Source organism: Mesorhizobium sp. M4A.F.Ca.ET.020.02.1.1 (assembly GCF_004022645.1).
In the GTDB taxonomy this organism is placed as follows: domain Bacteria; phylum Pseudomonadota; class Alphaproteobacteria; order Rhizobiales; family Rhizobiaceae; genus Mesorhizobium.
In genome coordinates this window covers 1-912 of the sequence record NZ_RZOI01001219.1, presented here as the reverse complement: position 1 = coordinate 912, position 912 = coordinate 1, and the positions used below count along the sequence as shown (strand labels likewise).

At 61.4% G+C, this 912-nt stretch carries 2 protein-coding genes; both read left to right on the top strand.

Annotated elements, in window-relative coordinates:
• Positions 1 to 300 precede the first annotated feature (300 nt).
• The gene (locus EN742_RS36190; protein ID WP_126058337.1) at positions 301 to 531 is read left to right on the top strand and encodes a hypothetical protein; all 231 of its coding nucleotides are present in this window, start codon (positions 301 to 303) and stop codon (positions 529 to 531) included.
• Between the two features lie 118 nt (positions 532 to 649).
• Entirely contained in the window at positions 650 to 838 is a 189-nt protein-coding gene (locus EN742_RS36185; RefSeq protein WP_126058336.1) for a DUF3606 domain-containing protein, read from the top strand.
• Positions 839 to 912: the final 74 nt, after the last annotated feature.

The window sequence follows — 912 nt, the reverse complement described above, 5'->3', positions numbered from 1 at the left end:
CCCCACACCCATGCCAACCCCACCGCCGCTACCCGAACCGAAGCCCATGCGAGAGCCGGAGCCGCAGCGGCTTCCGGACGAGGACCCGGTTCCCAACCCCGACGAGAACGACGCGCCGCCTAAGCACGCGATCGGGATCGTGCTGTCCATGACGGTTCCTATCTGAGGATCATCGAGGACAGGTAGGTTGAAATAGCGGCAGGCTGTCTCCAGTGACTGGTCGGACCACCATTTCGCTGGCAGAAACCAGCATTCGGCGTATCATCCTTTTGGGTGAGGGTTCATGGCAGGAGGAGGCCTATGAGCGTCGTGCCAAAAGTGCCGGCTATCGACTCGACGGCCGAAGAACTTGTTTCATCTACGCTTTCAAGATTCCGTGCCGGCGACACCATATCGACCAAGGCGGCGATCGACGCCATCCGCCGCATCGGCCCGGCTTGCGACGACAGCGACGACCATCTGGTAGAGCTGATTGTCATGGCGGCAATTGGTAAGACCATGGCGGTGGTTTTCGATCATCGGACCCACTAGGAACTCGTACCTAAAACTCTCGAAACTCTCGGCGCCCAGGAAGGTCGCGCCCAATCGAGGTTCCGGGGAACCCCACCGGACCCTTTTCGTTATCTCGTGTTGAACGAGGAACGCAGTCATGGCCGACGACAAGACGAAGACCGACAACCGCGACCGTTCGCAAGTGGCCGGCGACGAGGACTACGAGGTCAGGCATTTCGCCGAGGAAGCAGGCATCACGCCGGAACAGGCCCGCACGCTCATCAAGCGGCACGGGACCGACCGCAAGGTGCTGCACGAGATCGCCGAGAGCATCAAAGGGCAGTAGGTCGAGGGCTTCCGACGCGAGCCTAGCTCCCCAGCGGGTGGGGCATGTAGCCGACGAAGCCCGCTATCTTCCAG

Bases quoted from the DNA above. Each gene is read 5' to 3' on its own strand.
- EN742_RS36190 (WP_126058337.1), top strand. From the start codon at position 301: ATGAGCGTCGTGCCAAAAGTGCCGGCTATCGACTCGACGGCCGAAGAA.
- EN742_RS36185 (WP_126058336.1), top strand. From the start codon at position 650: ATGGCCGACGACAAGACGAAGACCGACAACCGCGACCGTTCGCAAGTG.